Annotated in this window: 22 protein-coding genes; 17 read left to right on the top strand and 5 right to left on the bottom strand. The window is 39.3% G+C overall.

Features of this window, described 5'->3' with window-relative positions:
* The first annotated feature begins 269 nt into the window (after nt 1-269).
* The 6 genes from pcnB (at nt 270) to GHNINEIG_RS08055 (ending at nt 5,500) form a co-directional block, all read left to right on the top strand.
* Nucleotides 270-1,724 carry a polynucleotide adenylyltransferase PcnB gene (gene pcnB, locus GHNINEIG_RS08080; protein ID WP_135796171.1) on the top strand — a complete coding sequence of 485 codons (1,455 nt, stop codon included), beginning with the start codon at nt 270-272 and terminating at the stop codon, nt 1,722-1,724.
* A gap of 9 nt (nt 1,725-1,733) precedes the next feature.
* Nucleotides 1,734-2,246 (top strand): 2-amino-4-hydroxy-6-hydroxymethyldihydropteridine diphosphokinase, encoded by a 513-nt coding sequence (gene folK / locus GHNINEIG_RS08075; RefSeq protein WP_135796170.1) that lies wholly within the window; start codon nt 1,734-1,736, stop codon nt 2,244-2,246.
* A complete protein-coding gene (panB, locus tag GHNINEIG_RS08070; protein ID WP_135796852.1) occupies nt 2,246-3,031 on the top strand; it encodes a 3-methyl-2-oxobutanoate hydroxymethyltransferase in 786 nt (261 codons plus the stop codon). The genes folK and panB overlap by 1 nt, the downstream gene beginning before the upstream one ends.
* A 3-nt stretch (nt 3,032-3,034) precedes the next feature.
* Nucleotides 3,035-3,886 (top strand): pantoate--beta-alanine ligase, encoded by an 852-nt coding sequence (gene panC / locus GHNINEIG_RS08065; RefSeq protein WP_135796169.1) that lies wholly within the window; start codon nt 3,035-3,037, stop codon nt 3,884-3,886.
* Between the two features lie 100 nt (nt 3,887-3,986).
* Complete coding sequence (locus tag GHNINEIG_RS08060) at nt 3,987-4,754, top strand: motility protein A (protein ID WP_135796168.1); 768 nt, start codon at nt 3,987-3,989, stop codon at nt 4,752-4,754.
* On the top strand, nt 4,754-5,500 hold the full coding sequence (locus GHNINEIG_RS08055) for an OmpA/MotB family protein (RefSeq protein ID WP_135796167.1): 747 nt from the start codon (nt 4,754-4,756) through the stop codon (nt 5,498-5,500). Before GHNINEIG_RS08060 ends, GHNINEIG_RS08055 begins: the two co-directional genes overlap by 1 nt.
* 70 nt (nt 5,501-5,570) lie before the next feature.
* Here GHNINEIG_RS08055 and panD read toward each other — a convergent pair whose 3' ends face one another.
* The 5 genes from panD to GHNINEIG_RS08030 form a co-directional block, all read right to left on the bottom strand.
* Nucleotides 5,571-5,960 (bottom strand): aspartate 1-decarboxylase, encoded by a 390-nt coding sequence (gene panD, locus GHNINEIG_RS08050; RefSeq protein ID WP_135796166.1) that lies wholly within the window; start codon nt 5,958-5,960, stop codon nt 5,571-5,573.
* Nucleotides 5,961-6,091: 131 nt separating this feature from the next.
* Nucleotides 6,092-8,881 (bottom strand): phosphoenolpyruvate carboxylase, encoded by a 2,790-nt coding sequence (ppc, locus tag GHNINEIG_RS08045; RefSeq protein ID WP_135796165.1) that lies wholly within the window; start codon nt 8,879-8,881, stop codon nt 6,092-6,094.
* Between the two features lie 121 nt (nt 8,882-9,002).
* Nucleotides 9,003-9,941 (bottom strand): LpxL/LpxP family acyltransferase, encoded by a 939-nt coding sequence (locus GHNINEIG_RS08040; protein ID WP_223260859.1) that lies wholly within the window; start codon nt 9,939-9,941, stop codon nt 9,003-9,005.
* Nucleotides 9,928-11,673, bottom strand: coding sequence for a lipid A export permease/ATP-binding protein MsbA (gene msbA / locus GHNINEIG_RS08035; protein ID WP_135796164.1), 1,746 nt, complete (start codon nt 11,671-11,673; stop codon nt 9,928-9,930). Before msbA ends, GHNINEIG_RS08040 begins: the two co-directional genes overlap by 14 nt.
* Before the next feature lies 1 nt (nt 11,674).
* The gene (locus GHNINEIG_RS08030; RefSeq protein WP_135796163.1) at nt 11,675-12,337 is read right to left on the bottom strand and encodes a fused DSP-PTPase phosphatase/NAD kinase-like protein; all 663 of its coding nucleotides are present in this window, start codon (nt 12,335-12,337) and stop codon (nt 11,675-11,677) included.
* Between the two features lie 99 nt (nt 12,338-12,436).
* Between GHNINEIG_RS08030 and rfaD the strand changes: the two genes are divergently transcribed.
* From rfaD to GHNINEIG_RS07975, 11 genes are read left to right on the top strand one after another with little or no spacing between them, the layout of a single operon-like run.
* Nucleotides 12,437-13,405 (top strand): ADP-glyceromanno-heptose 6-epimerase, encoded by a 969-nt coding sequence (gene rfaD, locus GHNINEIG_RS08025; protein ID WP_135796162.1) that lies wholly within the window; start codon nt 12,437-12,439, stop codon nt 13,403-13,405.
* Nucleotides 13,406-13,407: 2 nt separating this feature from the next.
* Nucleotides 13,408-14,451: a lipopolysaccharide heptosyltransferase I gene (waaC, locus tag GHNINEIG_RS08020; RefSeq protein WP_135796161.1), complete on the top strand. Its 1,044-nt coding sequence runs from the start codon at nt 13,408-13,410 to the stop codon at nt 14,449-14,451.
* A gap of 38 nt (nt 14,452-14,489) precedes the next feature.
* Nucleotides 14,490-15,335 carry a VirK/YbjX family protein gene (locus GHNINEIG_RS08015; protein WP_189636859.1) on the top strand — a complete coding sequence of 282 codons (846 nt, stop codon included), beginning with the start codon at nt 14,490-14,492 and terminating at the stop codon, nt 15,333-15,335.
* Entirely contained in the window at nt 15,325-16,470 is a 1,146-nt protein-coding gene (locus GHNINEIG_RS08010; protein ID WP_135796159.1) for a capsular polysaccharide export protein, LipB/KpsS family, read from the top strand. Before GHNINEIG_RS08015 ends, GHNINEIG_RS08010 begins: the two co-directional genes overlap by 11 nt.
* On the top strand, nt 16,463-17,551 hold the full coding sequence (locus tag GHNINEIG_RS08005) for a hypothetical protein (RefSeq protein ID WP_135796158.1): 1,089 nt from the start codon (nt 16,463-16,465) through the stop codon (nt 17,549-17,551). The genes GHNINEIG_RS08010 and GHNINEIG_RS08005 overlap by 8 nt, the downstream gene beginning before the upstream one ends.
* A 59-nt stretch (nt 17,552-17,610) precedes the next feature.
* The gene (locus tag GHNINEIG_RS08000) at nt 17,611-18,468 is read left to right on the top strand and encodes a glycosyltransferase family 2 protein (protein WP_223260858.1); all 858 of its coding nucleotides are present in this window, start codon (nt 17,611-17,613) and stop codon (nt 18,466-18,468) included.
* 4 nt (nt 18,469-18,472) lie between these two features.
* Entirely contained in the window at nt 18,473-19,315 is an 843-nt protein-coding gene (locus GHNINEIG_RS07995; RefSeq protein WP_189636858.1) for an FkbM family methyltransferase, read from the top strand.
* Nucleotides 19,312-20,583, top strand: a complete 1,272-nt coding sequence (locus tag GHNINEIG_RS07990) for a glycosyltransferase family 2 protein (protein WP_135796155.1) — start codon at nt 19,312-19,314, stop codon at nt 20,581-20,583. Before GHNINEIG_RS07995 ends, GHNINEIG_RS07990 begins: the two co-directional genes overlap by 4 nt.
* Nucleotides 20,573-21,532: a glycosyltransferase family 2 protein gene (locus GHNINEIG_RS07985; protein ID WP_135796154.1), complete on the top strand. Its 960-nt coding sequence runs from the start codon at nt 20,573-20,575 to the stop codon at nt 21,530-21,532. Before GHNINEIG_RS07990 ends, GHNINEIG_RS07985 begins: the two co-directional genes overlap by 11 nt.
* On the top strand, nt 21,532-22,587 hold the full coding sequence (locus GHNINEIG_RS07980; protein ID WP_135796153.1) for a glycosyltransferase: 1,056 nt from the start codon (nt 21,532-21,534) through the stop codon (nt 22,585-22,587). Before GHNINEIG_RS07985 ends, GHNINEIG_RS07980 begins: the two co-directional genes overlap by 1 nt.
* Nucleotides 22,572-23,831 carry an O-antigen ligase family protein gene (locus GHNINEIG_RS07975; protein ID WP_135796152.1) on the top strand — a complete coding sequence of 420 codons (1,260 nt, stop codon included), beginning with the start codon at nt 22,572-22,574 and terminating at the stop codon, nt 23,829-23,831. Before GHNINEIG_RS07980 ends, GHNINEIG_RS07975 begins: the two co-directional genes overlap by 16 nt.

Genomic DNA, 23,831 nt, shown 5'->3' with positions numbered 1-23,831 from the left:
CTTATCTTATAAGAAAGTGATAATATAAAGTTTAAATTAATTAATAAGTAAAATTTATTAAGGTGTATAGAAGGAAGTTATAAAGCTGAGGCAGCATAAAGACGTTTGTTTTTATGGAAGTTTTAGACGGTTTTCTTAATTCGGAAGAAAATTGAGTTCAATATTTGCCGAAATATCATACATATTAGGCCTTAATGTTCGCTTCTGATTGCAGTCTGGTGAAAAGTCGTTAAAATGTTTGCTTTAACCATACGAACCCTTCTTAATATATGCAACGATTTTTTAATAAAGTTAAATCTTTTTTCTCTTCGGATTCTAATAACGCGTCTAAACATTTTTCAGAACCTCCAGTATTAAAAGTTGTTGAACGTAAACAGCACGGTATTTCCCGTCGTCAAATTGATAAAGAAGCCTTGGATGTTTTGTATGGTTTGAAAAGAGCGGGTTATGATGCCTATTTAGTCGGCGGGGGGGTTAGAGATATCTTATTGGGCCTAGAGCCTAAAGATTTTGATGTGGTCACCAATGCCGAGCCCGAGCAGATTAAAGGGGTGTTTAAAAGTCGTTGTCGTTTGATTGGACGTCGTTTTCGGTTGGCGCATGTCTATTTTGGACGGAATGTCATTGAAGTGGCCACTTTTCGCGGTGATGGGGATGGCAAAAAAACTGCCGGTAAAAATCGTAAGCAAGTGAATCATACGCGTGCAGTTGATGACACGGGGCGATTGGTTCGTGACAATGTCTATGGCAGTATTGAAGAAGATGTTTGGCGTCGTGACTTTACCATTAACAGTTTGTATTACAATATTCGAGATTTTTCGGTATTGGATTATACAGGTGGAATGGAAGATATTGAAAAAGGGCAGCTACGTCTAATCGGTGACCCAGAAATGCGTTATCGTGAAGACCCGGTTCGAATGATTCGTGCCATTCGTTTTGCAGCCAAGCTAGGTTTTGAAATTGAACCGAATACCAAAGCGCCGATTTATGAGTTAGCGCACCTGTTGAAAGATGTATCCCATGCCCGTATGTTTGAAGAAGTGCTGAAATTATTTCACAGCGGCGTTGCGATTGAGGTGTTTGAAAAACTGAGACACTTCGGTCTGTTTACATTTTTGTTCCCACAGACGCATCACCTTTTATCGATGGAGTCGGAAGGTTTTCCAAGAATGCTGGTGATTGAAGCGTTAAAAAGTACCGACGCCAGAATACAATCCAATAAAGGGGTCAACCCTTCGTTCTTATTTGCAGCGATGCTTTGGGAACCGATGTTGCAACGCATGGAGCAACATTTAGCGGAAGATTTCTCACGCCAAGATGCAATGTTTGCGGCTGCAAATGATGTCATCGAGCAGCAAATTTATTCCACATCAATTCCTAAACGGTTTACAGCCCAGGTTAAAGATATTTGGAGTTTACAGTTCCGTTTGTTGAACCGTCAGGGAAATCGTCCTCAAAAACTTTTTGAGCATCCTCGTTTTAGAGCTGCTTATGACTTCATGGGCGTTCGAGTGGCAGCAGGTGATGATTCGGTCAAAGAAGTGTTTGACTGGTGGACTGAGTATCAAACGCTTGACAGTGTTCAGCAAGTTGCGTTTGCTAACGATATTAAAAAGAAACAGTCACGTCGTCGCCGTCCGAGACGAAACCGAAACCCTTATCGTAAACGTAGCCACCAAAATCCAAATAAGGCTTCAGAATCCAATTCAACGACTAACGATTAGTTTCTTTATATGACTGCCTGGCAAAATGTGTATATTGGACTAGGAAGTAATCTTTCTAATCCTGAAGAGCAAGTTTTAAAGGCATTAGAATCCTTAAAAACGTTGCCCGAAAGTCAATGGGTGACGCATTCCAAATTATATTTTTCTCGGCCTCAAGGCCCGCAGGATCAGCCTGATTTTGTGAATGCCGTTGCTTTATTAAAAACACGACTTTCGCCTATTGCATTACTGGACAAATTACAGGCTCTGGAGCAATCTCAAGGCAAAGTAAAAAAACGCCACTGGGGGGAACGTTTAATTGATTTGGATATTTTGTTATATGGAAATGAAACTCTAAATACACAGCGTTTGGTCATTCCCCATCCCTTTATGACTGAAAGAGATTTCGTGCTCTTACCTTTGGCTGAAATCTCTCCTGATTTAACCTTGCCTAATCACTCTAAAATTAAGGATTTAATTTCAGAATTGCCGGAAGGGTTTATAATGAGTGACCAAACAGCAGAGAAGAGTCGAGAGAAATGATGACGTTAACAAAACTGCATAAAATGAAACAAGCGGGTGAAAAAATTGTCTGTTTGACCGCATATGAAGCCAGCCAGGCATACTGGGCTGTTGAGGCAGGCGTTGAAGTTATCCTGGTAGGTGACTCATTAGGCATGGTGGTGCAAGGGCATCAAAACACCTTACCGGTTACCTTGAACGATATGGTTTACCATACACAAATGGTACAGCGCAAAAACCACCAGGCCTGGTGCATTGCCGATATTCCTTTTATGTCTGATATGGATCTATCGAGTGTATTAGGAGCGGCTGCTCGGTTGATGAAGGAAGGCCAAGCCAATATGGTAAAGCTTGAAGGTGGGCAAAGAGTGGTTGAGATGGTTAAATCTCTTGCCAATTTAGGCGTGCCTGTTTGTGGGCATTTGGGATTGTTGCCTCAATCTGTTCAGAAAAAAGGGTATCAAGTCGCAGGAAAAGAGGCAGAATCGGCTGCAAGGTTACTGGAAGAAGCAAAGATGTTAGAAAACGCCGGTGCAGATATGTTGGTGCTGGAATGTGTGCCTGCACTGTTAGCGAAACAAATTACAGATAGCCTATCGATCCCTGTTATTGGGATCGGTGCAGGGCATGAAACAGATGGGCAGGTACTTGTGTTGCACGATGTATTAGGTTTGACGATTGGCAAAGCGCCAAAATTTTCAAAGAATTTTTTGTCTGAAGTAGGTTCTATCCAAACTGCTTTATATCAGTATGTTTCAGATGTGAAGAGTGGCCAGTTTCCAGCTTCTGAACATTGCGTAGGATAAGCTATGGATATTTTTGAGTCGGTTGATGCGTTGCGTGAGACTGTCCAAAGATGGCGGCAAGCAGGATTAAGCATTGGGTTTGTACCGACAATGGGCAACCTACATGCTGGGCACTTAAGTTTGGTGGAAGAAGCTCGGCAAAAAAGCGATAAGGTCATTGTCAGTATCTTTGTGAACCCGCTTCAGTTTGGCCCTAATGAAGATTTCGATCGCTACCCAAGAACCTTTGATGCGGATAAGGTGTTGCTTCAACAGCAACAAGCGGATGCAATTTTTTGCCCCTCAGTTGATGAAATGTATCCTAATGGACACTCTCAGACGCGAGTGATCGCACCGGAAAAAATGACCGGCATTTTAGAAGGCGAAAAACGTCCTGGTCATTTTAATGGTGTAACGACCGTTGTCGCAAAACTCTTTAATATCGTTCAACCCGATATTGCTGTTTTTGGTCAAAAAGACTTCCAGCAGTTTGCCGTGTTGCAACAAATGGTAGATGATTTAGCCATCCCTGTTTCGTTGGTTCGAGCGCCTATCATTCGCGATGAGACTGGCTTAGCCTTGAGTTCAAGAAACCAGTATCTAACGGATGTTCAAAGGCGCGTCGCGCCTAAACTTTATGTGGCGTTGCAAGCAGTTGAAATGGCGGTTCAATCAGGTAATCGAAATTATGAAGCTTTGTGCCAAGTTGCAAGTCAGCAAATCATGTCTGACGGATTTGATTTTGTTGATTATGTAGAGATTTTAAACGCGACATCTTTAGAAAAAGCACAGGATAATGACCGAGAATTGATTATTGTTGCTGCAGCTAAATTGGGGCAGACACGATTATTGGACAACATTTTAGTGAATCTGTGATTTAGGTTGGCTATCCAGTTCATCTCAGGTATTCTAAAGCCTAAATAAAACGAAAACGGCCAGGCCTGGCTGTTATTGAGACGGGTATGAATTTTACGTCATGAGCTTTTCAACATTTATTGGACTATTTCTTGGGATTGCCATCGTCATTTCAGCTATGTCGATGGGGTCTTCTATTCTTATTTTCGTCAATATCCCAGGGTTGATGATTGTTTTAGGCGGTACGATTGCGGCAACAATGATCCGCTACTCTTTTAAAGAAACACTTCATGCAATCGGGATGTCTTTTCATATTCTCCTTCCTTCGAATGACATTAAAGATAAAAATGAATTGGTGGACTTAACTGAAGATTTATTAAGGCTATCGCGTAAAGATGGTTTTTTGGTGTTAGATAAACAGGAAGTCAATCATGATTTTTATCGTCACGGCGTGCGAATGCTGGTGGATGGCTATTCGCAAGATGTGATTAAACAGTCTTTGATGGAAGAAAATAAACTGTTTGTCGAGCGCGCTACAACTAGTGCAGGCGTATTTTCTTCGATAGGAGGGGCGGCGCCTGCTTTCGGAATGATTGGTACTTTGGTTGGGCTCATTCAAATGTTGTCTAATTTGTCAGACCCGAGTTCGATTGGTCCTGCCATGGCAGTGGCCATGCTGACAACTCTTTATGGTGCGATGATAGCCAATTTATTTGCTTTGCCGATGGCGGATAAAATTAATACTTGGGTGCAGGAAGAGTCCGTTCGTCAGCTTATGATTATTGAAGGGTTGATGGCGATTAGTGAAGGGCGTAATCCTGGTATGATGCGTGAACTGTTATCCCCTTACCTCGAAAACAAACCTTCTGTAGAAGAGGTAACCGCTTGATGACTAAGAAATCTGATGATTGTCCTACTTGGTTAGCGACATTTGCAGATTTGATGTCGTTGTTGATGGCGGTATTTGTTTTGCTGTTTGCCATGTCAACGCTGGATGCCAAGAAATATGAAGGGATTGTCGAGTCCCTGACAAATACTTTGGGGCATGGGGCGGGCATGAATCAAGTCCAGTTGGACTATTTTAAAAAAACAGAGCAAATTAACCCTATTCCAACGCCGTCATCAAAACCGGACCTGACGCCTGAAAAGCTCAAACCTTTGTATGAAAGTATTGCGAAAACGTATGAAAAGTCTCAACGGGAAAGCAATATCGAGGTATCTATTGATGAAGACCGTCAACAGGTTAAAGTCTCTTTTCCAGAGCGGATTTCATTTCCAACCGGAGAGGCCGACTTGAAGCCTGGTTTTTCGTTGCAACTACGAAAGTTAAAAAATCTAATCGATAACACCATTTTAGTGAAGGCGATCGGTCATACGGATAAGCGACCAATCAGCAGTGATCGTTTTAGGTCTAACTGGGAGTTATCTAGTGCGAGGGCGGCTGCCGTGATTCAACAACTCATTGATGATGAAATCATTACACCTGACCAGGCAGAAGTGATTGGTGTAGCAGATACGCATCCGGTGGATGAACGAGAAAATGATGCTGCTTATGCTTTAAATCGACGTGTGGAGATTGTTTTGATTCCACATTCACATGAGCACTTTAAAAGGCAAAAAATTGAAATAGAGTAAGATTTAGCGTTGCTCAGAAAAGAAAAAAGCCCAAATTATTGGGCTTTTTTCATGATGAGATAAAGCTGTTTTAAGCCATTTGCTGCATTTGTTGCGGTATCGTGTTACGAGTATGGGTAATTTGATTGTTTTCATCAAAATACACCATAATCGGCTTGAAGTCCTCAGCCTCTTTTTCGTCCATGCTTGCATAGGTTGCGATAATCAGCAAGTCACCTGGTGCTGCCTTATGGGCTGCTGCACCGTTTACTGAGATAATCCCAGTATTTTCTTCAGCACGAATGGCATAAGTCGTAAAACGATTACCATTATTGACATTGTAAATTTGAATTTGTTCGTATTCACGAATGCCTGCAACCTCCAAAAGGTGACCATCAATGGCGCAAGAACCTTCATAATCCAGTTCAGAGTGCGTCGTGGTTACACGGTGGAGTTTAGATTTCAGCAAGGTAATTTGCATGCTATGAACCTTTTCAGTGAATAAATCTGCGAGTTGCAGATTATAACTTATTTTTATGAAAAGTGTTTAAAAGCGCATCATGTTAACGAGTTTTCGTTAAGACCATGCGCAATTAATGAATTTAGGGTGGTTTAACCCGTGTTTCGCATTCCCGCCGCAATCGCATTAATGCTGTTTAGTAGAGGCGTTAGCCATTCTTCACGCTCTTCATCAGAAAGCGTTTCATCTTTATAACGCTTTAAAACCGCAACTTGGATATGGTTCAAAGGTTCTAAGTAAGGTGTTCTTCTTCCTAAAGACAGCGCTACTTGCGGTGTATCAGCCATCAGGTATTCATTGCCGCTGATTTTTAGGCAAGTTTCAACAGAACGAACATGCTCTTCAGCAATCATATTATAAATATGTTGAGCTTGCTTTTGATCCTGACCCAGTTCGCTATAGTCTTTACCAATAATCAGATCTGTCTTGAATAGAGCCATTTGGATGTTACTTAATAACCCTTTAAAGAAAGGCCAGTTTTCGTACATTTCTTTGAGCTGTTCTGGGTTTTGAGTTTTCATCCAATTGTGCAGTGCTGAACCGGTACCATACCAAGCAGGGAAGGTAAGACGTGCTTGCGCCCAACCAAAGATCCATGGAATCGCTCGGATGGAGGCTTTCGATAAATTGCCTTTCTTACGATGAGAAGGTCTGGAACCAATGTTCAGTAGACCGATTTCATTGACAGGTGTCGCTTCATAGAAAAATTTAAAGAAGCCTTCAGTATGATCTGTCAGTTCACGGAATGCATGCTCACCTTCTTTTGCCAGTTTTTGCATGGCTTCAAGATGCTGAGGATTATCTTCTTGTGCAGGTTTGACCAGGCATTTACTGGCTTTCATCAGGCCGGTAATCCCCATTGAAAGTTCATACATTGCTGTTTCAGCATTACTGTACTTGTAAGATAAAACTTCGCCTTGCTCAGTAAATTTAATTTCCCCTCGAACCGTTCCTGTCGGTTGAGACAAAATAGCACTGTGTGTTGGGCCGCCACCACGACCAACAGTTCCACCTCGACCGTGGAATAGACGACAGTCAATTTTATATTCATCCGCAAGCTTCATGATTTGTTGCTGAGCTTGGTATAACGTCCAGGCAGACGACAAGTTTCCACCATCTTTGGCAGAATCTGAGTAGCCCAGCATGATTTCTTGCTGATTACCAGAGGCTTTAAGTAAAGCATGATAGGTCGGGTTATCAAATAATGCTGAAGTTACTGGAACAATGTGTTCTAAATCCTGAATGGTTTCAAATAGAGGGGATACTCGAATTTTACAATAAGGTTCTCCAGCATTGTACCCAGCGAGCCCTGCTTGGTGTGCAAGGAAGAGTACTTCCATTACATGGCTGGCTTCATGCGTCATTGAAATCACGTAATTGTTAAATGCTTTTTCACTGATTTCTTCGCGCATTCTACGCATGACGTTGAACACTTCTAATACTTCAAGTGTCATTTCTTTCAAGTCAAGATGCTGAGTGTCAATCACAGTAGGGGAGGAAACCTGCTGCGCCAACAAATCTAATCTTTCAGCTTCCGATAGACTCAAATAGTCAATCCCTAAATGAGAGAGAAGGTCAGCCACAGCATCAGTATGAACCGTTGATTCTTGACGAATATCTAAACGCATTAGGTAGAAGCCAAATGTTTGAACCAGACGGATAAGGTCTTTTAAGTTCGCATCGGCCACTTCTTTGTCGCCGTGACTACAAAGTGAATCATAGATAAGTTCTAGATCGTCTAAGAACTCTTGCTCGCTGTTATAACCGAATTTTGGTTTCTCAGCGGTTTCTGCATTCAACTGTGCTTCGATATAGTTTAGGTTTTCTTGTAAGCGACCATGGATTAGGTATAAAAAGCGTCGATAAGGTTCATCACGGAAACGTTCAGAACGTTTATGGAAAACACGTTCCTGTAAGTCGGCATCAATAATCGTTGCGCGGTTAATGACTTCCTGCTTTATATCTGAAATATATCGTGATTGCGTTAAATGTGAACTGAGCTCATATACTCGTTTTTGGTACTCATAAATAGCCGCACGGCTTTGCATGAGCAGGGCATTGATTGTTGTATCATGTGTGACAAACGGGTTTCCGTCACGATCTCCCCCGATCCATGATCCAAAATTTAAGAAGTTTGGTGTTTGGATATTGTCTTCCGGATAATGGCGAGCCAAAGCACGTTCCATATAACGATAAACCGTCGGTACCGCTTTGAATAGAGATTGACGGAAGTAGTAGATACCATTTCGGATTTCATCTTCAACCGTTGGTTTCATTCGACGAACTTCGTCGGTTTTCCAAAGAACTTGAATTTGATATTGCAGTTTTTTAATGACTTCTTCTTGTGCGTAAGGGTTGTTGTAAGCTTCGGCTTCATTTAATTCGCCCAAAGTTAAGAAAATTCGACGTAAATTTTCCATCACAGCACGGCGTTTTGATTCGGTTGGATGTGCTGTGAAAACAGGGACGTAGCACAATTTATTAATCAAAGTTTCCACTTCAGAAGCGAGTAAGCCTTCTTGTTTGAATTCGCTGATGGTATTCAGAACAGATCCCATCCACAATGGACCGTCTGATTTTAACTGGCTCTGTCTTTCATGGAATTGATGTTCTTCTTCCGCAAGGTTGACCAGACTGAAGTACAGGTTGAAGGCTCTAATAATTAAGATAAGGTTGTCTGGCGTTTGTGCTTCAATAAAGGCTTTGAGTTCTTTGCGTAACTCGGGGTTTTCTTTTTCGTGCAGTTGGATATAACCTTTTCTTAGCTTTTCGACTGCATCCAGAGTCGTTTTACCAACTTGTGTTTCAATGACTTCACCGAGTAATGAACCCAGTAGTTTTACACGAGATCGAAGTTGTTTATCACGAAGTTCCTTAGCCATTATCTTTTCCGTTGCTTACTTAAATTTAAAAATATGAGGGATTATAGCATTTTTCCACTGATAAATATGGGCAGCAAGTCGCTAAAATCACAAGGGTTGCGAATTTTTGCGCACCTTAAAATTAAAAATCACGTCCTTTTTTAAGGTTCCAGCGATTATGTGTCCAAAGGTATTGTGCTGGGTTTGTTTTTATTTCGGCTTCATAAAGTTGGTGTAACCTTAAAATGTCTGAGTAATCATCTCCAGATGGAAAATTGTCCAGGCCTGGGAGGATGGTCATTTCATAATGCTGTCCGTTCCGTTTTGTAAAAACCGGGAGTACTTTAGCATTCCCGAGTTTTGCCAATTTACAAATACCAGGGTTGCTAGGCGCATCAACACCAAAGAAAGGCACTTTAATGTTCCCTTTAGCGCGGTAACGCTGGTCAGGCAGGATCATGATGTTTTCATGATCTTTAAGGGCCCTAATCATGGCACGAGTGTCTGAATTGGCTAGAGGTGCAACCGATTGCCCTGAATCGAGAACCAAAGTACGACTTTTTGTGATCAGATATTCCATTAAGGGGTTGTCGTGTTTGCGATAAATTGGACGAAATGGCATGATGTGAGACAGCATTAACCCCGTGGTCTCAATGGTTGTAAAGTGCGGAACAACCAGTAATAAACCTTGGCTTGGGTACTGTTGTAGGTTTTCCAAACCATGAAAGGTGAAAAAGGGCATTTTTATTGGTTTTTTTTGGGGATGTCGGTGGCTTCCCCAGAGATTGATTGTGGTTTCAATCAAACTGATTCCTAATGATTCAAAATGCTCTTTTAGAATGTTTTCGATCTGATTTTTATTCTTCTCTGGAAAGCTTAATTGTAAATTTTTTCGAGCCAGTGATTTTCGTGAAGGCGCAATGTAATAAAGCAACTGTCCAATTTTTTTTCCAGTAAAAAATTTTAACCGACGAGGTAAAAAGCTGATTAATCTGAGAAGTAAGAAACCCAACCATATGCCCCAATACTTAGGGCAAAGAAATTGGATTTTAAATGTTTGTGTTGACTTAAGCCTGCTCACTAAGATTGCCTTGTTTGTACAATTGGCTGTAAATAGAGTTTAACGCCATTAGTTCAGCGTGAGTCCCTTGTTCTTTCAGCGACCCTTCTTCTAATACGACGATTTTATCGGCATTTTCAATCGTGCTCAAGCGGTGTGCAATGATGATTACGGTTCGGTTTTTTCTAAGGGAATCCATCGCTTCCTGAATCAGTTTTTCACTTTGATTGTCCAGTGCCGAAGTAGCTTCATCCATAATCAAAATAGGCGCATTTTTTAAAAAAGCTCTCGCAATCGCTAATCGTTGGCGCTGACCACCTGAAAGAAGCGTTCCATTGTCACCAATGATGGTGTTTAACCCTTCGGGTAGCTTTTCTATAAACTCCCAAGCATGGGCGGCCTTTGCCGCGTTCATAATGGCTTGTTCGTCATACTCTTCATGCCCATAGGCTATGTTGGCAGCGATCGTATCGTTAAACAGCACCACGTTTTGGCTGACAAATGCAATGTTGGCTCGAAGATTGTTCAGCTCTATCTCATCAAGAGCAATGCCATCAATTGTAATCGTGCCATGGTTGACTTGATGAAAGCGAGTGATTAAATTCGCTAAGGTTGTTTTTCCACTACCCGATTGACCGACTAATGCGGTGGTTTTACGAGCCGGAATGCTTAAGGTAAAGTGGTTTAAAACGGTTTTTTCAGAACCAGGATAAGAGAACGAGACGTTGTTGAAATTAATTTGACCGTCGACGTTCGATAACTCGATTTTTCCGGTATTGGCTTCACTTGGGGTGTCTAATATAGCAAAGATGCTTTTAGCGGCGGCCATTCCTCTTTGAATGGTGGCATTAATGTTAGTGATTCTTCGGATGGGTTCAAAGATTAAGCCCATGGCGGTGACATAAGTAATTAAATTTCCAGCGGTCATGGTGTCGGCATTGACCATTTGTACCGCGATATACACCACGATAGATAAGGCAATGGCGGCAATAACCTGAACCAACGGAACATTCAAAGCGGACACTTTGATCACTTTCATTGTGTTTTGACGTAAAGATTCGGCTGAGGCTTTGAAGCGGTCAAGCTCGTATTTTTCAGAGCCATAAATCTTAATGTCTTGGTAGCCCTTTAACCCTTCCTCTAAACGGTGCGTCATTTCTCCCATGTTGTCTTGCATATCTGTACTGGATGTACGCATTAATTTGCCAGCTCTATCAATGAAAAAGGCCACAATGGGACCGATTATCAACATGACTAGGGTTAACTGCCAAGAGTAGTAAATTAAGGTTACCAGTAGGGCTAGAATGGTTAGGCTGTCTCTGGCGATGACAATCCATGCTTCAGAAAGGGCGTTACCTGTTTGGGTGACATCATACGTCACCTTGGACATGAGTGTGCCTGTAGAGGTTTGATTATGCTCTGCTTGCGGTAAATACAACATTTTGTCATAGAGTTCTGAACGGATATTAAAGATCGCTTTTTGGGCAATCCAGGTACTCATGACTTTACTGAAATATTCAGCAACGCCTTTGACGATGAAGACGGCCGCTAATTGAAGCGGTAGAAGTAGGAAAGAGTTCGGATCTTTTTCAATTAAGCTCTCATCGACCAGGTTCCCAAGAATGATTGCACTAAGTGGTTCTGTAGCAGCAATGATTGCGATGGTTATCAGTGTAATGAAAATGGCCGACTTATAGCCACTGATATATTTAAGTAACCTTTTGTAAAGCGAGAGGGTGTGGCGATCAAACATATTACTCTCTTCTTAAGATACGGTTAACAATAATGTTAGCCCAACCAGCAGCATGGAATTCTTTATTCAGTTTTGGTTTATCGTAATGGGTTTGAACCCATTCAATAAAAGAAACATTCGGATGGTTTTTTTCAAAGGTTAGGAAGCTTTCAAAGAATATATCCAGTTTGCCGGTGTCTGCCCAGCGAAAATGTCCATATTTCATGCTGAGTTCAGAGAGGGCTTCTTTTATTGGTTGGTTAAGGATGAAATGCTTGTAAAAAACACTCATCATTCCAGCGCGGTCAGCTCCGGATTTACAGTGAATAAGAATTGGGTATTCTGCGTCCTCAAGAATTTTCTTGGCTTGAAGGATTTTATCCGCATCTGGAAAACTTCTAGAAGACATAGGGTGGTTGATCAATTTAATCCCTAAACGATCACAAGCTTCTTTTTCTAATTGGTATTGTCCTGTTTTGTCGGCACGTCTTAAGCTAATGACAGTTTTAATGCCATTTTTTTGATGTAGTTTTTGTATGAATGCGGCAGAAGGGTGGTTGCTACGATAAGCGTTGTTTGATAAAGCATGAAAGTTTCGATAAAACAACCGTAGTATTTCGTGGTCAATAAACCATGCCTCTAAGTGTGCTTTAAGGCGGCCCCATTTTGTTTGTAAGTTTTCCATATACACTTCAGTCTTTTTAGCGCGTATTCTACCTTTTTTAACAACAAGAGTGGGGGTTAATGATAGAATTCTCCTGTTTCGATTTGAAAGGAAGGTCTCATGATTGTTGTAACGGGTGGCGCGGGCTTTATTGGCTCTAATATTGTTAAAGCGTTAAATGCTCAAGGACGAACGGATATCTTAGTCGTTGATAACCTTAAGAATGGTAAAAAGTTTATTAATATTGCCGACTGCGATATTGCGGATTATCTGGATAAGGAAGACTTTCAGTCCCGTATTTTTGCTGAAGAAGGCTTGCCTGATATTGAATGTGTTTTCCATGAAGGTGCCTGCTCTGCAACGACAGAGTGGGATGGTAAGTACATGATGGATAACAATTATGAGTATTCTAAAGATCTGTTGAATTATTGTTTAAATCGAAAAATTCCTTTCTTGTACGCTTCATCAGCCGCTGTTTATGGTGATGGCCCGACCTTTATTGAAGAACGCCAGTATGAAAAGCCTTTAAATGTGTATGGCTACTCTAAATTTCAATTTGATCAATATGTCAGATGCATTTTACCGCTAGCCGAAAGTCAGGTTGCAGGGTTTCGTTATTTTAATGTGTATGGGCCTCGTGAGCAGCATAAAGGCGATATGGCCAGTGTAGCCTTTAAGCTGCACAACCAAGTGTTGGCGGGTGAAAAATTAAAATTGTTTGGTGCTTATGATGGGTATGAAGCCGGCATGCAAACACGCGATTTCGTTTTTATTGAAGATGTCGTAAATGTGAATCTCTGGTTTATGGAGAATCCTGAGCAGTCAGGTATTTTTAATTTAGGACCTGCAGCAGCGGAGCCATTTAAAAATATTGCAGAAGCCGTGATTGATTTTCACGGGCAGGGCGAAATTGAATACATTCCTTTCCCAGATCGATTGAAAGGCGCTTACCAAAGTTTTACGCAAGCCGATAATACGCGCCTAAGAGAAGCGGGATATGATAAGCCTTTTCATACGGTTGCAGAAGGTGTGCAGAAATACTTACGCTGGTTAAGTGATAATCCAAGAATGTTGGACTTCTCAAAATAGGCATGCGGGTTTTAGTTGTCAAAATGTCTTCGATGGGAGATGTGTTCCACACCTTTCCTGCCTTAAGTGATGCAATGCGTTCTATTCCAGGGCTGCAAGTAGACTGGATAGTTGAAAAGTCTTTTGCTGAAATTCCTGAGTGGCATCCCGTGGTAAATAATGTGTTTTCAATTGAGTTGCGTAAATGGCGTCGAACTTTTTGGAAAAAACAAACACGACAAGCCGTACAGGCATTTTTTCAGCAAGTAAATCAGCATCATTACGATTTCGTGATTGATGCGCAAGGGTTATTAAAAAGCCTGTGGGTTGTACGAAACATTCAAACAGGCACAAAGGTGGGGTTTGATTGGAAAAGTGCACGTGAGCCTTTGGCTAGCTTGGGCTATCAGCAAAAAGTGCATGTTCCTAATAAACAACATGCCATTGAGCGGCTCAGGCAGCTTTTTTCGAAAGCACTAAATTATGATTATTCTTTAAATTCTCCTATCCGCTATGAATTGAATACTGCTGATTGGTCTAAGCCAACAGAGCTTACTCAGCACTTCGATGATGACGTGTATAGCGTATTTCTACATGGAACAACATGGGATACAAAGTTGTGGCCAGAGGAATATTGGGTTGAATTACTTCAAAAGGTGGTTGATAAAGGACGTAAAGTGGTTCTGCCCTGGGGAAATCAAGAAGAATTAGAGCGTGCCAAACGTATTGCGAACTCGGTTAAAAATGACCAGGCCTGGGTGCCAGATGTGTCACTCGGTTTGACTACTATGGCTCGAATATTGAAGTTTTCAGATTTTGTTGTTTCTGTTGATACCGGGTTGTCTCATGTTGCTGCTGCACTTGATGTGCCTATGGTTGTGTTGTACAGGGTAACAGACTCAAGCTTGGTTGGCGCTAAAGGTGAGCATGTGATGTATCTAGAGTCAGCTTTAAGCAAGCAATATATTAAAAAGTTTAAGAATGCTCAGCAATATGAAAGCTCTTTAGTGGGTTTGACAACAGAAAATGTTTTAAGTTTGTTAAAAGGAAAGGTTACTAAAATTTGACGTATTTAAGAGCGGTAAAGTCTTATTGGAACTGCAGTTTGGATGGCAAAAAGCATCGATTAAAGTCTCCTTTTTGGTTGTTAAAAAATTATCGGTGGGTAAAAGCACTTGATCAAAAATTTGATCAAATTGGACTGCGGGATGTTCTCGAAACGCATGGGTATTTGTATTACCTTTTTAAACGTCTTTATGTTTTTATGCATAAAGACTCAAGAACGCGCATAGCCGATATTAACAATCATCAGATTATTGATGAAATTGTAGAGCACTATAGGGTTTTGGGCCAACATTTGACCGCTCATCAAATGAAAGAGCTATTACAACCAGCTGGGGTTGAATTTGTCAGAGAAACTTTGGCAGAAGAAATGGAGATTTCTGGTCATTTGGTTTTTATTCATCGTAATCGTCGTGAGGGACTGAGTACTATTGAGCTACGAGTGAATAATCAACCGCTTTATTTTATTAATTTTTTGTTGTCGGGTTCACAGTGTTTTATTGGTGGAGTACAAGGCGCTAAGGATAGCTTAGGCTTGGCTAGAATGTTTACTCAAAAAACACAAGGAATCCCTCCACAGAGATTTATTTGTTTTGCTTTGGTAACCTTAATGGATAAATGGGGTATTGACCAAGTTTATGGTGTCAATCATCATGCACATGTGTTTCAAGGGGAAGCGAAGACCCAGTATAAATTAGATAATTTTAATTATGACGATCTATGGACAAGTCTTGAAGGTGAAGTGGTTGATGCTTGTTGGACACAATTGCCAGTTCCTTATTTACGAAAAGATCTTTCAACGGTTAATGCTAAGAAGCGCGGAAAATTAAAGAAGCGCTATCAGGTTTTAGATATGTTTGAAAAGAAAATTAAAAACGATGACTTATAAAACACTTGTTTTACTCGCAAGCAGTAAACAGCAAAGAAAATACTTTAATGCGTTGGTTCGAAATGTAACATTGCCGCTTGAGTTGCTTTGGTACAAACGAATTATATTGCCAAGCATATTTTGTTCACCGAATTCAGAAGTCTTATTAGAGCAAGTTAAACTGCTCGAAAAGCGCAAAAGAACAGCTAAGAAAGGGCTTCCCGGTTTCTTTTGGGGTTGGTTTCGATTTTCATCCTATTTACAAGCCAATTGGACATACCGTGTTGCGTACCGCTTTTTAAAGCAACGCAATGTTGCGTTGGGTGTTTGGAATGGAAAAAAGTTTCGTCAGGCCATTTGGATCGTCGCGGCCAAAGATTTAAAGCGTGACGTGGTTTTTTTTGAAACAGGGCCGCTTCCAGGTTATTCTGCAGTAGATCCTGTCGGCGTCGATTATTATAGTGCCGCGCCAAGAGAATTAGATTTTTATCACAAGTACACTTGTTCTGAGCAGCTTCCAGTTCTAACAATGCCTTTAACCGATAAACCGTCGTCTTTGCCGTCGTCTTATATTTTTATTCCATTTCAAGTCATTGAAGACAGTAATATTTATCTTCATTCTCCCTGGATAAAAGATATGAGAGATCTTTATGAAAAGATAACCCTGTTGTCTAATGATTTTCCAGATAAGTTTTTTGTCATAAAGCCTCATCCTGCCTGCCCAGAAAAATACGATGACTTGTTTGCCCTGTCAGAACAAACAGAAGGACGAATTCGCTTTGTTTTCGATTTACCAACGACGTGCTTAGTAGAACATTCAGAAACGGTATTAACGGTTAACTCGACGGTCGGGATGGAAGCTTTAATGGCTCGTAAGAAAGTAATTGTTTTGGGACAAGCCATTTATGGTGTTGAAGGCATTGTTAAGTTGGCTCATTCATTACACGACTTAGAAAACGTTTTTAACTCATTAGAACAATGGCACCTTGATGAGAATCTGATAAATCAATATCTTTGTTATCTAAAAAATGATTATGCTGTCAGAGGAGATGCCATGAAGTCACCTGATAATGAACATTGGATAGATGTCACGGCTAAGCTTTCTGCCATGCTATCAGGGCACAGAATGTCAGCTATAGGTTTAGAGGATGACTAATACTTTATATTTGCCATCAACGCCGTTGAATATTTTGATTTCAGCCGCTCATGCTAGTCACTTTTGTGATGAGCAATCGTCTGAAATATGGCTAATCGATCAAAAAAAGATTGATAATAATATTTATGTGGCAGCACTAGAAGCGTGGTCTGATTCGCCTTTTAAATCCGTAAAAGTTTTTTCCGGCTCAGCAAGTGGCTGGGCAAAAAAACACGAAAGAACGTTAAACTTTAAAAAAATGGTGGATTGCCTTAAGACTTTTTGCCCAGATCAAGTGGCCGTTGGCAGTGATCGACGACTTGAATTTCAATTTATTATGCACTGTTTAAAAAGCAAAAATCATCCTGTTAAAGGCATCTACTTAGATGATGGACTTTATTCTTATGCTGGACGCCCATCTGTTTTTTTTAAAGACAAAGTGAGTGCTTGGCTTAAAAAGCTTTTTTACGGAACCTGGTGGGAAGAGCCGGAAACCGTTGGCGCATCTTCAAAAATTGACCAGGCCTGGTTGTTTTCCCCTGGGCAGGCGGTGGCAGCCATTACGTGTCATAAAGACGTTCAAGCGTTAGAGGCTGGTTTTTTTCAAACCATGGAAATGCAGGCGCTTAGCCAGGAAGTTATGAAGGCCTTCAAAGAACCGCTTAAGCCATATGCTGATTTCGATATATTGTGGTTTATTCCGCACCCTAATAACATCGAAAAAATGTCAGGTTATGAAGCCAGGTTGAAAAAAAATATTTTAGAGGTGATCGCCTCTGGGAAAAAAGTAGCCGTCAAATATCATCCACGAGTCGGTGATAATGATCCTTTAGCCCTTCAGAAACTAGGGGTTGAAAAGATTGTGCCCGCTCCATTAGCCTCTGAGTTTGTCTTGCCGGTTCTCGGCTCTCACTGTCATATCATAGGAGACGTCGGGACGGCTATGCTGACATGCAAATGGTTGCGTCCAGATCTTGAAGTCACCGCGTTAATGTCGAGTGAAGATAATTTTCAAAAACGCTTTATTCCATTGTTGGAACGAATGGGAATTCAAGTTAAAACCAAATTAAGCGTAACTAAAGGACGAGGAGAATTCATTTGAAAGGCTTGCTATATTTGCCACGATTATTCAAATCTAAAAGTGATCAAGACCGTTTAATTATGACGATTCTTTGTCGTAATGAAATAGACATCATTGAATCAAATATTCGAACGCATGCCGTTTTAGGCGTTGATGGTTTTGTGGTAATGGATAACGGTTCAACCGATGGGACGCGAGAGAAATTAGAGCAGCTGAAAACAGAGTTTGACTTGATGGTTATTGATGAAACCGGTGTGTATCAACAAGCCAAGTGGATGAAACGGCTTATGTATCTGGCAAGAGATAAAATGGGCGCCAGTTGGGTGATAAGCAATGATGCAGATGAGTTTTGGATTCCTAAAGAAGGTACGTCATTGAAAGAGCATCTTTCTCATTCAGATTCGGTGGTAACCGTTAAGAGAAGTAATGTGTTGCTGACTGAAGATGTTCTGAAAGATGATTACCATTTTTCTAAAGCTCGGTATTGTGTTGAGTACCCTATTTGTTATGACAAACAAGCAGAGCTTGAAGGGGCTCATACGGCGATGTTCTTTGCCAATATTAGTCCGAAAGTAATCGTCAATCCTTATGGGTTTATTAAAATCAGCGGCGGGAATCACCGAGCTAAGCATATAGCCAAGACTTTTACGGCCCGAAATGAACATAATATTCGAGTATTTCACTACCCCATTCGCTCTTGGAAACAGTTTGAAGCGAATATTAAACATAGACAAACATTACTGAAATACCCGAAAGCGAGAATGGGGGATCATTATCGCAGATGGGTTAAGCTTTATGAGCAAGGCATGTTAAAGGAAGAATTTGAACGATTTGTTTTAAAGGAAAATCAGATACAGGTGTTTGAACAATATGGAATTATTAAAGACATCCATTTAAATGATGTTATTTTTTCCAAATCGAATAAATTTATTAGGTGAAAAGATGAGTGAAATAAAAATTTTAAAAACGAGTGATGATTTCATAATTAAAGCGTTTTCCAAAGACTTTATAACTAGGCAAATTGAAAAACATGGAGTTTATGAAAAGTATGTTTTAGATTTTGTGAAGCAAATTCTCTTAAATAAACGGGACCCCCTAGTACTGGATGTTGGAGCAAATATAGGTAATCATACACTTTCATTTTGTTCAGCAGGGGCAAGAGTTCATGCTTTTGAACCAGTTAAACCAATACATGACATCTTAAAATATAATATTGAAAAAAACGGACTTTCTGAGCGTGCAAGTGTTTATAACTTTGCTTTGTCAGATTGTTTTTCAAAAGAAAAAATCACCTATGAATCTAAAGGTAATGTTGGTGGCAGCAGTTTAGAAAACCGTGTTGAAGGCAATTTATTAGATGTCAAGTTAGAAAAAGGCGATGATTTTGTTATCAAACAGGACTTTAAAAAAATTGACCTCATAAAGATTGATGTTGAGGGGCATGAGTATAAAGTTTTGCAAGGGCTTATTGATTCAATCAAAAAATTTAAGCCTATTATTGTAATTGAGTGGAATGAAATTGATACGATTGAAAGAATTCTGAATACCTCTGCTTTTTGTTACTTGGAAGAAAATTATATTTTTTATGTTCTAGGATCTAATTATGATAGGGAATTTTATAAAAACAAATTTTTAGGTGGTTTGAGGTGCAAAATTCAAAGGGAATTATTTCCAAGGAAAGCTTTGTTATATCCATTTAAAAATGGGGTTGTTTATGAAAATTTAATTTTAGTATCTAAAGAAGATAAATATATGTTAAGTTTTGTCGAGCAATATTTAAAATGATCGTGGATTCTTCTATTCCTGATTTTAAGTGCAGTATTATTATCCCTGTATTTAATGTTGCTTCGTATATTGAAACGACTCTGTATAGCTGTAGTAACCAAGTATATAAGAATATTGAAATTATTGTTGTCGACGATGGTTCAGTCGATGAGTCACTAGAAATTATTGAGCGTTTTGCAAAGCAAGACTGCCGGATTAAAATTTATACACACCCCTTAAATCAAGGCACTTTACAGGCAAGACTCACGGGGATTGAAGCTGCTTCTGGTGACTTTACCATCTTTTTAGACGGTGATGATTATTTAGATGTTCATACGATAAATGAACTTTTTAATATAGTTATCAGACAAGATCAAGCGCCTGACATAATAGAGTTTGGATATGAAGAAATTAGACCAAACGGAAAAATAAGCCTTCCAGAAAAAAAACAGATTAGTCAAGTTAGTTATGGTTTAGATATTTTCTGCTCTACTATGTGGAACATGTGTTTTAAACTCTTCAAAACTTCTGTTTTAAAAACTTCTCTCAATCATATAAATCAAAAGATAAATCTTACTAGAAGTGAGGATTTGCTTCATTATTATCATGTTGCAAAAATTGCACATTTATATATGACTGTTTCACAACCTTTTTATAAGTATGTCATTCGCAATAGTTATTGTTACTCAACACCGATTAGTCGAGCTATTAATGATTCGTGTACGGTTTTGAATTTAGTCAAACAAGATATGATTAAATTGGGTTTGTTCAATAAGTACGTAGAGGGATATGGTTTTAATAAGCACCTTCGGTTAGCTTCAATTAATGAAAGGCATTTTAAAAATTATTTTAAAGAAAGAGATGTTGAAGCAATTGTTTTGGCGATTGATTCAGATAAAACTCAACGTAGTTTTATGAAAACTGGATTAAATGGAGTAGATTATTTGAATTGTATGCCTCCAAAAATGCTCGATAGAAGTTTTATTTTTGTATCAATATTTCGATTGGATTTAATGGCTAGATGTATATGGAGAAATAAAGGTTACCGTTTAAGGGTGTATATAAAAAAACGTAATCTTGAACGGCTGTTTTTAGAGTCTTTAGAACAGCGAGCCTTGGTTGTAAATATAACCCGTTTTAGTGACTTGAATTTTCTGATAAGGCTTAAAACCCTTGGAGTGGATCTAGTCGTTAGGGACCAATATGTTTTTAAAAGTAAAAAGGTTTTTTTAAATACCCTATTCAATAAAATTACGCGTAAAGAGAGAGGAGACAGCATTGAGTTTTAATGAAGAGTTTCGTGGTTATACACTTGGTTTGTTTCAATACCTAAAGAATCAAACAAGTACGTCGCCGATCAAGCTCTGTATGGCGATGCAGGTAAAAGATGAAGTTGATATTATTGAAATGAATATTCGTTACCATGCTTCAAAAGGGTGTGAAGCTTTTTTTATTGTCGATAATGGGTCGAAAGATGGAACTCGAGAGCTCCTTGCACAATTGCAATCTGAGTTTGATTTAACGATCTTAGATGATAAAACACCTGACCATAACCAATCTGCGAATATGACTAAACTTACCAACTTAGCAAGAAAATCAGGTTATGATTGGGTGATAGAAAATGATGCTGATGAGTTTTGGTTTTCAAAAAGTGGGGATTTACGTAGTGGTTTAGATAGAAAGAATTCGGTGCTACGAGTGAATCGCTATAACGTGTTACCTGTTCTAAATTCTCATGAAAGATGGATTGAGTCACCTTGGCACACCTTAAACACTATCCATTTTGATATGTTCTCTGATTATGATAAGGGTCGTAATAATTTCTTGTTTGCTCCTGTTTTACACAAAGTTATGGTCAATGCACATGGTGTCATAAATGTAGGTGGAGGAAATCACGGTGCGAGACATATTGGTGATAAACTAAAAAAACGAAAATTCTCTGGTTGGAATGATAATCTTCGAATCTTTCATTATGCATTAAGAAGCTTTGAACGCTTTAAAACAAAAGTAGAAAATATTAACAGATCCCTGAAATATACAGCTGACAATAATTACAAAAAACATAATTTTGGTCCTCAAGCACTTTATTGGAATAGTGCTTATGAAAAAGGTAAGTTAGAAGAGGTATATCAAGAGATGCTCCTTGATGAAAGCTGTATAGATTGCATGAAAAAACTAAAGCTTATTCAATTCGATGATGCTTTGGTGGAAGATTTAAAAAAAGAGAGATTAATTTGATGAAGATTTTGATTGTGGCAAACGGCATTGTCAGAGCTGGTGTTTCTAGAGTGCTAAGCCTCGTTTCTCAGGAATGGGAAAAAAGTCATGATGTGAGTGTTATAACATTTAGAAGATCAGATCCGGAATATGAATTAGGCGGACATTTTTTAAAAAAAGGTATTTTTTTTCGAGGGTCGGTTATAAGCCAAATATTACATCTTTATGTAATACTAAAAAAAAATAAATTTGACAGAATTTACGGTTTTTCAGAGGATGCAAACTACCCCTTGGCCGTTGCTTCTAGGTTAGCGGGTGTGTCTGATAAAGTTGTCTTAAGTGTGCATAATCCCGTTCAAAAATTCTCTAAAAAAGTTAAAAATCGAATTAAAAACCACTATGGAAGAGTAGATCGGGTAATCGCTGTATCAGAAGGAGTGCGTCAAGGTTTAATTAATTTAGGCTTGCCGCAGGAAAAAGTCATATTTGTACCTAATCCTGTAGATATGAAGATGATTTCTAAACTAATGAACCAACCCACATCGGTTCATTTGCCTGAGTCAAAAATCAATATCATATCAGTTGGTCGGCTTCATCCTCACAAAGGGTTTGATATGCTGATTGGTGCATTTTCAAAACTAAATTCGAAGGATATTCATTTATCTATCATAGGAGAAGGTCAGCAGCGAGTAGAATTAGAACAAAAAATTGAAGAATTAGGAGTGTCTGAACAGGTTGATTTGTTGGGACAACAAATGAATCCTTTTGCCATACTAAAGCAAGCCAATATATATGTGTTGTCTTCAAGGTTGGAAGGTTGGCCTCTTGTTTTAATGGAAGCTATGGCCGTGGGCCTTCCGGTTGTGTCATTTAAGTGTCCTAATGGCCCAGACGAAATTATCGAGCATAAGAAAGATGGTTTATTAGTTGAAGCTAAAGATATTGATGAGCTTTCGAATTCTATTCAATACTTAATTGATAGCCCGGAATTTCGTGAGAAGTTGGGTTTAAATGCATCTCAGAGTATAGCCTCTTACAAGGTTGAAAGGATTGCTCAGCAATGGTTGAACGTTTAAAAATGCTTATGAATGCTCAAAATTTCTTGTTTTTTGTTCTTGTTTTTTTCTTTATTTCTGCCGCAACTCTTTATCAAGATCTGAAGTTGATTTTCTTTTTGCTGGTTTTTTGGGGGATGTATCTTTTTTTTTCAAAAACTGAAAAAGTAACGTTGAATCAACCCGTGTGGTACCTGGTTATTTTATTTTTTATGATGTTTGTCACCATGACCTTGAGTGTAGTTTTCCAAGGTCGTATAGAACAGTTGTTCAATTTTAGGTATGAGAACTTTCGAGATTTAATTTTTGCGTATTTTATTGCGCTAGTATTGACCCGCTATCGTTTTGATTCTGACTATATATTCAAGCTTGTTGCTGTAGTTTCATTATATGCCTTTGTATATGTTTTGTTGGTTATCATAGACAGTCCAGCAAGAGGTCATGGGTTGTTAGAAACTCCTATTACAAGAGGTAATATGGGAATGCTTCTTGGAGTAATGGCATTGATAGCGTTTTTCGGTTTGCATGAAGCTAAATGGAAGGCGATTGCTCTGGTTGGTTTTGTTAGCGGAATCATGCTGAGTTTTTTGTCAGGCTCGCGAGGCGGTTGGCTAACGTTTCTTATCGTGGCATTCAGCTTATGGGTTGTATCTTATAAGTTCGAGAAAAAGTTGTTTTGGATCTCAACCATCATATTTATAACATTTGTAATGCTTATTATGGCAGTTTGGGATTATTTACCAATTCAGTCACGAATTGATCAGACAATACATAATTTGAATTTGTATTTAGATGGTAATCCAAGAACATCAATTGGATATCGTTTTGAAATGTGGAAAGCGGCATGGATGGCTTTCTTAGAGAGACCCCTTTTTGGTTGGGGGTTTGGAAGTTTTAATTCGATATTTGCTAAGTATGCAGAGCAAGGTCTCGTAGTTAAAGGAATGCTATTTGGCCACCCACATAATGACTATATTTTGCTGTTAGCCGAGAAAGGGATCTTTGGCTTTGTGGTCGTTCTATCCATTTTAATTTATCCTTTTATTAAACTACTTAGTTTGTTAAAGACTTCATTGCAGAGTCAGAATCAGGATAAAGTATTTTTAAGTCTAATGGGTATTGTATTGGTCGAATCTATCATGGAGTTTATGCTTAGTGACCAAACGATTACTATGAAATATCAACTTTACTTTTATCTAGTGTTTATTTTGCTCGTATTCGCTTCTCTTTTTCAACCAAATAAAATCGTAAATAAGAAAATATGA

Origin of the sequence: Hydrogenovibrio crunogenus (assembly GCF_004786015.1) — a bacterium.
Lineage (GTDB): Bacteria > Pseudomonadota > Gammaproteobacteria > Thiomicrospirales > Thiomicrospiraceae > Hydrogenovibrio > Hydrogenovibrio crunogenus.
The sequence above is the reverse complement of the archived record's forward strand: the minus strand, read 5'-3'. Positions and strand labels throughout refer to the sequence as shown.

What these genes read in the sequence shown, in the direction of transcription:
- panD (WP_135796166.1), bottom strand. Translation starts at nt 5,960, where the DNA reads ATGCAAATTACCTTGCTGAAATCTAAACTCCACCGTGTAACCACGACG.
- GHNINEIG_RS08010 (WP_135796159.1), top strand. Translation starts at nt 15,325, where the DNA reads ATGACTTATAAAACACTTGTTTTACTCGCAAGCAGTAAACAGCAAAGA.
- folK (WP_135796170.1), top strand. Translation starts at nt 1,734, where the DNA reads ATGACTGCCTGGCAAAATGTGTATATTGGACTAGGAAGTAATCTTTCT.
- GHNINEIG_RS08000 (WP_223260858.1), top strand. Translation starts at nt 17,611, where the DNA reads ATGACGATTCTTTGTCGTAATGAAATAGACATCATTGAATCAAATATT.
- pcnB (WP_135796171.1), top strand. Translation starts at nt 270, where the DNA reads ATGCAACGATTTTTTAATAAAGTTAAATCTTTTTTCTCTTCGGATTCT.
- GHNINEIG_RS08005 (WP_135796158.1), top strand. Translation starts at nt 16,463, where the DNA reads ATGACTAATACTTTATATTTGCCATCAACGCCGTTGAATATTTTGATT.
- GHNINEIG_RS07995 (WP_189636858.1), top strand. Translation starts at nt 18,473, where the DNA reads ATGAGTGAAATAAAAATTTTAAAAACGAGTGATGATTTCATAATTAAA.
- msbA (WP_135796164.1), bottom strand. Translation starts at nt 11,673, where the DNA reads ATGTTTGATCGCCACACCCTCTCGCTTTACAAAAGGTTACTTAAATAT.
- panB (WP_135796852.1), top strand. Translation starts at nt 2,246, where the DNA reads ATGACGTTAACAAAACTGCATAAAATGAAACAAGCGGGTGAAAAAATT.
- waaC (WP_135796161.1), top strand. Translation starts at nt 13,408, where the DNA reads ATGCGGGTTTTAGTTGTCAAAATGTCTTCGATGGGAGATGTGTTCCAC.
- ppc (WP_135796165.1), bottom strand. Translation starts at nt 8,881, where the DNA reads ATGGCTAAGGAACTTCGTGATAAACAACTTCGATCTCGTGTAAAACTA.
- rfaD (WP_135796162.1), top strand. Translation starts at nt 12,437, where the DNA reads ATGATTGTTGTAACGGGTGGCGCGGGCTTTATTGGCTCTAATATTGTT.
- GHNINEIG_RS07975 (WP_135796152.1), top strand. Translation starts at nt 22,572, where the DNA reads ATGGTTGAACGTTTAAAAATGCTTATGAATGCTCAAAATTTCTTGTTT.
- GHNINEIG_RS07980 (WP_135796153.1), top strand. Translation starts at nt 21,532, where the DNA reads ATGAAGATTTTGATTGTGGCAAACGGCATTGTCAGAGCTGGTGTTTCT.
- GHNINEIG_RS08030 (WP_135796163.1), bottom strand. Translation starts at nt 12,337, where the DNA reads ATGGAAAACTTACAAACAAAATGGGGCCGCCTTAAAGCACACTTAGAG.
- panC (WP_135796169.1), top strand. Translation starts at nt 3,035, where the DNA reads ATGGATATTTTTGAGTCGGTTGATGCGTTGCGTGAGACTGTCCAAAGA.
- GHNINEIG_RS07990 (WP_135796155.1), top strand. Translation starts at nt 19,312, where the DNA reads ATGATCGTGGATTCTTCTATTCCTGATTTTAAGTGCAGTATTATTATC.
- GHNINEIG_RS08055 (WP_135796167.1), top strand. Translation starts at nt 4,754, where the DNA reads ATGACTAAGAAATCTGATGATTGTCCTACTTGGTTAGCGACATTTGCA.
- GHNINEIG_RS08060 (WP_135796168.1), top strand. Translation starts at nt 3,987, where the DNA reads ATGAGCTTTTCAACATTTATTGGACTATTTCTTGGGATTGCCATCGTC.